1 pseudogene is annotated in these 407 nt (G+C 66.6%); it reads right to left on the reverse strand.

From position 1 onward, the window contains the following. Positions 1 to 407, reverse strand: a pseudogene (locus AC0L20_RS40030) (thiolase domain-containing protein); the annotation flags it as partial.

Raw genomic sequence — 407 nt, forward strand, 5'->3', positions numbered from 1 at the left:
GCTGATGGAATAACCCGCTCCAATCGGTGTGATCAGTGGGCGCTCGAGCGCCCGTGCGATGGACGGATGAACCAGCACCAGCGCGCCACCGCCGTCGCTGATCACGCAACAGTCCAAGCGTCGCAACGGCGCGGCAATCAGCGGCGAATTCAGCACATCGTCCACCGTCACTGGCGTGCGCAGCATCGCCTGCCGGTTGTGCTGGGCATGGTGTGACGCTGCCACCTTGATCCACGCCAGTTGCTCGGCGGTAGTGCCGTGTTCGTACTGATGGCGCATGGCGCACATCGCATACAGGTTGGTCACGGCGGCGCCGTAGGGTGTTTCGAACGGCGCTTCGCAGGCGGTCTGGGGGTGGCTGCGATGGCTGGCATCCGGTCGCTGGCGCTCTGCGCGGGGGCGCCCGG

It is taken from the genome of Bradyrhizobium sp. Kon58 (genome assembly GCF_055807455.1).